Raw genomic sequence first — 7,712 nt, 5'->3', positions numbered from 1 at the left:
CCGCCGCTGTGTCGTCCCGGTGGGGTCAGGAGCTGCGGCCCAGTTCCCACAGCTGGATGTCGGAGCTGCCGTTGAGCAGGCGTTCGACTCCGGTGATGCTCTTGCGGGCGGCGACGTACTGCTTGCCCTGCCAGAGCGGCAGTACGGGTACGTCCTCGGCGACGATCTTCTGGAGTTCGACGAAGGTCGCGGTGGCCTCCACGCGGTTGGCCTGGCGGCGTGACTGCGGGATGAGGGCGCGGGCCTGTTCGCTGACGTAGGGGGAGTTGAGGAAGTTGTCCTTCTCCAGGAAGGGGGCGAGGTAGTTGTCGGGGTCGGGGAAGTCGGGTACCCAGCCGAGGCCGTAGACGGCGTAGTCGCCGCGCTTGCCGGCGGTGCGGTACTGGGACCACTCGGTGCCCTTGACGGTGACGGAGAACAGCCCGGAGTCATTGAGCTGATCGCGGATGACCTCGTACTCCTTGGCCTCGTAGCGGTCGGTCGCGTAGTGCAGGGTCAGTTTCACCGGCTTGGTGATACCGGCTTTCCTGAGCAGCTTCTCGGCCTTCTTCGCGTCCGGCTCGCCGTATTTGTTGTAGAAGGAGTTGCGGTGGGCGCCGACATTGGTGGGGATGAGTGAGTAGAGCGGTTCGGCGGTGGCGGAGCCGTAGACCTCGGAGGCGATCTGGCCTCGGTCGATGATGGCGGCCATGGCCTGGCGGACGGCCTTGTCCTTCACGGCGGGGTCGTTGGTGTTGAAGGCGAGGTACTGGATGGAGAGGCCGGGCAGTTCGGTCAGTTCGATGCCGTCCCTGGGCTTGTCGATCATGTCCTTGATCTGTTCCGGGGACATCTCGCGGGTGGTGAGGTCGATTTCGCCTTTCTCCAGGGCCTTGGCCATGGCCTCGGAGTCGGCGAAGACCCGGAGTTCGATCTTGGAGTTACGGTGTTCGACGTCGCCGGTGTACGACTTGTTCTCGCTGAAGACCGCTTTGGTGAGCTGCCCGCCCTTGACGTGGGCCTTCATTGTGTAGGGGCCGGAGGCGTCGACCTGAAGGCCGGGGCGGAGCTTCTTGCCGTCGTATTTCTTCTTGCTGAGGATGGCGGCGGCGGGGGTGGAGAGTTTGAACGGGAAGGTGGCGTCCGGGGTGGCGAGGTGGAAGACGACCTCGGTGTCGCCCTCGGTGTCGATGGTGTCGATGTTGGACAGCAGGGCGGCGGCGCCGTTGTCGTCGTTGATCCTCAGCAGCCGCTCGATGGAGAACTTCACATCTTCGGCGGTGAGCGGGGTGCCGTCGGAGAACGTGAGGCCGCCGCGCAGTTGGCAGCGGTAGCTCTGGCTGGCCTTGTCGGTGAACCCACAGGACCGGGCGGCGTCCGGCACCGGCTCGCCGCCGCCGCGGGGGGCGGTGAGCAGGGTCTGGACACTCTGGCGCAGGATGTTCCAGGAACCGGTGTCGTAGGCGAAGGCCGGATCGAGCGGCGCCGGAGCGTCCTTGTTCGCGGCGATCCGGTCCGTGGTGCCCACGACGATGACGTCGTCGCCACCGGACCCGTCTCCCGACCCGCCACAGGCGACGAGCACGGGCGCGAGCAGGCCGATCAAGGCCGGCAGCACCACAGTCTTACGGTTCATCCTGGACGTTCTCCTCATCCGGCACTGGGATACAGATGTACGGGAGGCTCCGCCGCGCCGCCCTGTGGGGCGGTTCGACCGGTCCGGGAAACAGGACGATCGGTCCTGTTTTCGCGGCGGTTGTGCGACCGCCGGGGCGCATCGGGGTTGCGGCGAAGGCTCGCGAAGAGATTAGTCGGCCCGGTCAGGTATGCCTGACCCGGGCGGAGTTGGGCCGTATTCGCTCTGTGATCAACTACGACGGAGAGTGGATGGTCGCGCCACGGAATTTTTCGTACACCGCTCCATGAATGCGGACACAAAGGCCCGCCCCGGGTGGCCTGAGTGCGCCGGGGGCGTCCGCGTCCAGGGCACGCACGGTGATGAACGTCACGTCGGGAAAATTATCGCAGGCGCCCTCCATAAACCGGTTTCCGGTCAGGGAAAGCCAGGAAAGCCAGGGAAATAACCCGTCCCGCCGAGCGGAGTTTCTTCGGTATTCAAGAAACTCCGGAAAGCGCGCCCGGCGCGGGCATCAGTTCATCGAAGCGATCAGGGTGCGGAGGAATCCGAGGTCCACTTCTTCGAGTGAACCGACCACGACACGGCCGTCGGCGGGCGCGATGGGGGCCACGGAGGGGACGGCGACCACCCGGCACCCCGCCGCCTCGGCGGAGGCCACTCCGGTCGCGGTGTCCTCGATGACGGCGCATCTCGCGGGTTCGGCGCTCAGCCCCCGGGCGGCCAGCAGATAGGGGTCGGGGTGGGGCTTCGTACGCGACACCTCGTCGCCCGCGACGGAGAGCGCGAAGTTCTTGGGCCCGAGCGAGTCGAGCACGCGGTCGATGATGCGGCGGTGGGAGGCGGAGACCAGCGCGGTGGGCACATTGTGGGCGGCCAGCTCGGCGAGGAGCCGCTCGGCGCCCGGCATCATCGGCACACCCCGGGCGATCCGGTCCTCGAACCGGTCGTTGAGCAGCACGGTCAGCTCGGCCAGGGTGATGTCCGCGCCCGTCACCTCGATGAGATATCCGGCGCTGCGGGTCATCGGGCCGCCGACCACCACGTCCCGCCATGCCTCGTCCAGCTTGTGGCCGAGGTCCGCGAAGACCTCACGCTCGGCGTCCCACCAGAAGCCCTCGGTGTCCACGAGGGTGCCGTCCATGTCGAGAAAGACCGCCTGAAGGGCCGGCGAAGCCGCGGATTCGGCCGAACGGCTCGGCGACGCGGGAACCGTGCTGGTCATCGGCACACCTCCGAGAGGGACGAGAAGGCCGGCCGCCTTGCCCCGCGGCTTTCCCGCGGGAACAGGCGACCGGCCTGCATGGGACCGACCAGTGTACGACTCGTATGACGAACGCGCCTCGATTAACGGACAGCTCGTACCGGTGTGCCGTACACGTGCCGCTGGGTGACGGCCTGCTTCCGGTGGGTGGGCGTCAGCGCGCGTTGAAGTACTTCGCCTCGGGGTGGTGGATGACGATGGCGTCGGTGGACTGCTCGGGGTGGAGCTGGAACTCCTCGGAGAGCTGGACCCCGATCCGCTCCGGTTCCAGCAGCTCGGCGATCTTCGCGCGGTCCTCCAGGTCCGGGCACGCACCGTAACCGAGGGAGAAGCGGGCGCCCCGGTACTTGAGGGCGAACATGTCTTCCACGGCGTCCGGGTCCTCACCGGCGAAACCGAGTTCGGCGCGGACGCGCGCGTGCCAGTACTCGGCGAGCGCCTCGGCGAGCTGCACGGACAGGCCGTGGAGTTCGAGGTAGTCGCGGTAGGAGTCCGAGGCGAACAGTTCGGCGGTCGCCTCTCCGATCCGGGAGCCGACGGTGACGACCTGAAGGCCGACGACATCCCTCTCGCCGGACTCCTCGGGGCGGAAGAAGTCGGCGAGGCAGAGCCGGCGGCCCCGGCGCTGGCGCGGGAAGGAGAAGCGGGTGCGCTCGGAGCCGTCCTCGTTCAGCAGGATGAGGTCGTCGCCCTTGGACACACACGGGAAGTAGCCGTAGACGACGGCGGCTTCCAGCAGGTTGCGGGTGTGGAGCTGGTCCAGCCAGCCGCGCAGCCGGGGCCTGCCCTCGGTCTCGACCAGTTCCTCGTACGTGGGTCCGTCGCCGGCCCTGGCCTGCTTCAGGCCCCACTGGCCCTTGAAGAGGGCGCCCTCGTCCAGCCAGGACGCGTACTCCTTGAGCTGGATGCCCTTGATCACCCGGGTGCCCCAGAACGGCGGGGCGGGCACCGGGTTGTCGACCGAGACGTCGGACCGTACGGCGCCCTCCTCCGGCCGCTCCTCCACGACGGCGCCCGCGGTGGCCCGTACCCGGCGCTGCTTCAGTTCGGGCAGTACGGCTCCGGGGACGCCCCGCTTGACGGCGATGAGGGCGTCCATCAGCCGCAGGCCCTCGAACGCGTCGCGGGCGTAGCGGACCTCGCCCTGGTAGATCTCGTGGAGGTCCTGTTCGACATAGGCGCGGGTCAGGGCCGCGCCGCCGAGGATGACGGGGTAGTCGGCGGCCATCCTGCGCTGGTTCAGCTCCTCCAGGTTCTCCTTCATGATCACCGTGGACTTCACCAGCAGGCCGGACATGCCGATGACATCGGCGCGGTGCTCCTCGGCGGCCTCCAGGATCGCCGAGACGGGCTGCTTGATGCCCAGATTGACCACGTTGTAGCCGTTGTTGGAGAGGATGATGTCGACGAGGTTCTTGCCGATGTCATGGACATCGCCGCGGACGGTGGCGAGCACGATGGTGCCCTTGCCCTCGGCATCCGACTTCTCCATGTGCGGTTCGAGGAACGCGACCGCGTTCTTCATCACCTCGGCGGACTGGAGGACGAACGGCAGCTGCATCTGGCCGGAGCCGAACAGCTCACCGACGACCTTCATGCCCTCCAGCAGGGTGTCGTTGACGATGTCGAGGGCGGGCCGGTCCCTGAGGGCCTCTTCGAGGTCGGTCTCCAGCCCGTTCTTCTCGCCGTCGATGATGCGCCGCTGGAGCCGCTCGTCCAGCGGGAGCGCGAGGAGTTCCTCGGCGCGGCCCGCCTTGAGGGACTTGGTGTTGACGCCCTCGAAGAGTTCCATCAGCCGCTGGAGCGGGTCGTAGCCCTCGCGGCGGCGGTCGTGGATGAGGTCGAGCGCCGTGGTGACCTGCTCGTCGTCGAACCGGGCGATGGGCAGGATCTTCGAGGCGTGCACGATCGCGGAGTCCAGGCCCGCCTTGACGCATTCGTCGAGGAAGACGGAGTTGAGCAGGACCCGGGCGGCCGGGTTGAGGCCGAAGGAGATGTTGGACAGGCCCAGGGTGGTCTGCACCTGGGGGTGGCGGCGCTTCAGTTCCCGGATGGCCTCGATGGTGTGGATGCCGTCCTTGCGGGACTCCTCCTGGCCGGTGCAGATGGTGAAGGTGAGGGTGTCGATGAGAATGTCCGATTCATGGATCCCCCAGTTGCCGGTGAGGTCCTCGATGATCCGCTCGGCGATGGCGACCTTGTCCTCGACGGACCGGGCCTGGCCCTTCTCGTCGATGGTGAGCGCGATCAGGGCCGCGCCGTGCTCCTGGGCGAGCCGGGTGACCTTGGCGAAGCGGGAGTCGGGGCCGTCGCCGTCCTCGTAGTTGACGGAGTTGATGACCGCCCGGCCGCCCAGCTTCTCCAGACCGGCGCGGATGACGTCGACCTCGGTGGAGTCCAGCACGATCGGCAGGGTGGACGCGGTGGCGAACCGGCCCGCCAGCTCCTCCATGTCCGCGACGCCGTCGCGGCCGACGTAGTCGACGCAGAGGTCGAGCATGTGCGCGCCCTCGCGGATCTGGTCGCGGACCATCTCGACGCAGTCGTCCCAGCGGGCCTCCAGCATGGCCTCGCGGAACTTCTTGGAGCCGTTGGCGTTCGTCCGCTCGCCGATCGCCATATAGGCGGTGTCCTGGCGGAACGGCACCGTCTGATAGAGCGAGGCGGCGCCCGGCTCGGGGCGCGGGTCGCGCGCGCCGGGGGCCAGGTCCCGCACCCGCTCCACGACCTGGCGCAGATGCTCCGGCGTCGTACCGCAGCAGCCGCCGACGAGGGAGAGGCCGTACTCGCGGACGAAGGTCTCCTGCGCGTCGGCCAGCTCGGGTGCGGTCAGCGGGTAGTGCGCGCCGTTCTTGCCGAGGACGGGGAGACCGGCGTTGGGCATGCAGGACAGCGGGATACGGGAGTGGCGGGCCAGATAGCGCAGATGCTCGCTCATCTCGGCGGGGCCTGTGGCGCAGTTCAGGCCGATCATGTCGATGCCCAGCGGTTCCAGCGCGGTGAGGGCGGCGCCGATCTCGGAGCCGAGGAGCATGGTCCCGGTGGTTTCGACCGTCACGGAGCAGATCAGCGGCAGCCGCAGTCCGGAGGTGTCCAGGGCGCGGCGGGCCCCGATGATGGCGGCCTTGGTCTGGAGGAGGTCCTGGGTGGTCTCCACCAGCAGGGCGTCGGCGCCGCCCGCGATCATGCCCTCGGCGTTGGCCTGGTAGGCGTCCCTCAGGGTGACGTAGGGGGCGTGACCGAGGGTGGGGAGCTTGGTGCCCGGGCCCATCGATCCCAGCACCCAGCGCTGCTGTCCGGTGGCGGCGGTGAACTCGTCGGCGACCTCGCGCGCGATGCGCGCACCGGATTCGGACAGCTCGTGGACCCGCTCGGCGATGTCGTACTCCGCCAGTGCGGCGAAATTGGCGCCGAAGGTGTTGGTCTCGACGCAGTCGACCCCGACCTCGAAGTAGGCCGCGTGGACGGATCGCACGATGTCGGGCCGGGTGACGTTCAGGATCTCGTTGCAGCCTTCCAGGTCCTGGAAGTCCTCCAGCGTGGGGTCCTGGGCCTGGAGCATGGTGCCCATCGCGCCGTCGGCGACGACGACTCGCGAGGCGAGGGCGTCACGAAGGGCTTCGATCCGGGTCCGGCTGTCGGCGGAGGGTGCGGAGGGGGTCGGCGACGAGGCCATGGAATGTACTCCCTGGGATGCGACGGCTGTCGGCTTTGCGTCCTCGGCGGAGGGCGCACGGAGCCAGAGTAGCCGGGAGGGCCGCCCGGGGGGCGGGGCGTCCCACGGGACGGACGTCCCCCAGAGCCCAGATGACCTCGGATGACCTCTGATGACCTCGGATGTTCCCGGGTTGACCTCGGGGTTTCTGTGGGGACGCCCGTCACGAGATACTCACTCAGCGGTGACTCAGGTCGGCATCGACCAATAGTGTTCAGCATTGTCGAATCAGCAGTGGAGAGGGCCGATCCCATGGCGAAGAACATCCAGTCGCTGGAGCGGGCGGCGGCGATGCTGCGGCTGCTCGCCGGCGGTGAGCGCCGGCTGGGCCTGTCGGACATCGCCTCCTCACTGGAACTGGCCAAAGGCACGGCCCACGGGATTCTGCGCACCCTCCAGGCCGAGGGCTTCGTCGAACAGGACCCGGCGTCCGGCCGCTATCAGCTGGGGGCGGAGCTGCTGCGGCTGGGCAACAGCTATCTGGATGTGCACGAGCTGCGCGCCCGGGCCCTGGTCTGGACGGACGACCTGGCGCGCTCCAGCGGCGAGAGCGTCCATCTGGGGGTACTGCACCAGCACGGGGTACTGATCGTCCACCATGTCTTCCGCCCCGACGACAGCCGCCAGGTCCTGGAGGTGGGGGCGATGCAGCCGCTGCACTCCACGGCCCTGGGCAAGGTGCTCGCGGCGTACGACCCGGTGGCGCACACCGAGGCGGTCGAGGCCGAGCGCAAGGCGCTCACCCCGCGGACGGTGACCGCCGCGGCGGAGTTCGAGTCGGTCCTCGACCTCACCCGCGCGCGCGGGTGGGCGAGTGATGTCGAGGAGACCTGGGAGGGCGTGGCGGCGGTGGCGGCCCCGATCCGCGACCGGCGCCGGATGCCGGTGGGGGCGATCGCGATCACGGGCGCGGTGGAGCGGCTCTGCAAGGGCGATGAGCTGCGGCCCGAGCTGGTGACGGCCGTACGGGAGTGCGCCCGCGCGGTCTCCCGCGACCTGGGCGCCGGGCGCTTCTGACCCGGGCGCGCGCGGTTGCCCGCCGGGGCGGACAGGGGCGCCCGCACCGCGCGGGGGTGGCCCCCGGGCGAACGCCCGCGTACCGCACGGGAACGGTCCCG

The 7,712-nt window shown here is 68.9% G+C and carries 4 protein-coding genes; 1 reads left to right on the top strand and 3 read right to left on the bottom strand.

The features are described 5' to 3' along the window. Window positions 1–25: 25 nt before the first annotated feature. From ACWF94_RS27060 to metH, 3 genes are all read right to left on the bottom strand, one after another. Entirely contained in the window at window positions 26–1,615 is a 1,590-nt protein-coding gene (locus ACWF94_RS27060; protein ID WP_453493744.1) for an ABC transporter substrate-binding protein, read from the bottom strand. Window positions 1,616–2,129: 514 nt separating this feature from the next. Further along, complete coding sequence (locus ACWF94_RS27055; protein WP_453493741.1) at window positions 2,130–2,840, bottom strand: HAD family hydrolase; 711 nt, start codon at window positions 2,838–2,840, stop codon at window positions 2,130–2,132. Between the two features lie 193 nt (window positions 2,841–3,033). Next, on the bottom strand, window positions 3,034–6,555 hold the full coding sequence (gene metH / locus ACWF94_RS27050; RefSeq protein WP_453493738.1) for a methionine synthase: 3,522 nt from the start codon (window positions 6,553–6,555) through the stop codon (window positions 3,034–3,036). A gap of 291 nt (window positions 6,556–6,846) precedes the next feature. Between metH and ACWF94_RS27045 the strand changes: the two genes are divergently transcribed. Beyond that, window positions 6,847–7,611: an IclR family transcriptional regulator gene (locus tag ACWF94_RS27045; protein ID WP_453493735.1), complete on the top strand. Its 765-nt coding sequence runs from the start codon at window positions 6,847–6,849 to the stop codon at window positions 7,609–7,611. Window positions 7,612–7,712 lie beyond the last annotated feature (101 nt).

Source organism: Streptomyces sp. NPDC055078 (genome assembly GCF_053607985.1).
Note: the sequence above shows the minus strand (reverse complement) of the source record. Positions and strands in the feature narration are given on the sequence as shown.

Excerpts from the sequence above, each read along its gene's own strand:
- ACWF94_RS27055 (WP_453493741.1), bottom strand. The coding sequence starts at position 2,840 with ATGACCAGCACGGTTCCCGCGTCGCCGAGCCGTTCGGCCGAATCCGCG.
- ACWF94_RS27045 (WP_453493735.1), top strand. The coding sequence starts at position 6,847 with ATGGCGAAGAACATCCAGTCGCTGGAGCGGGCGGCGGCGATGCTGCGG.
- metH (WP_453493738.1), bottom strand. The coding sequence starts at position 6,555 with ATGGCCTCGTCGCCGACCCCCTCCGCACCCTCCGCCGACAGCCGGACC.
- ACWF94_RS27060 (WP_453493744.1), bottom strand. The coding sequence starts at position 1,615 with ATGAACCGTAAGACTGTGGTGCTGCCGGCCTTGATCGGCCTGCTCGCG.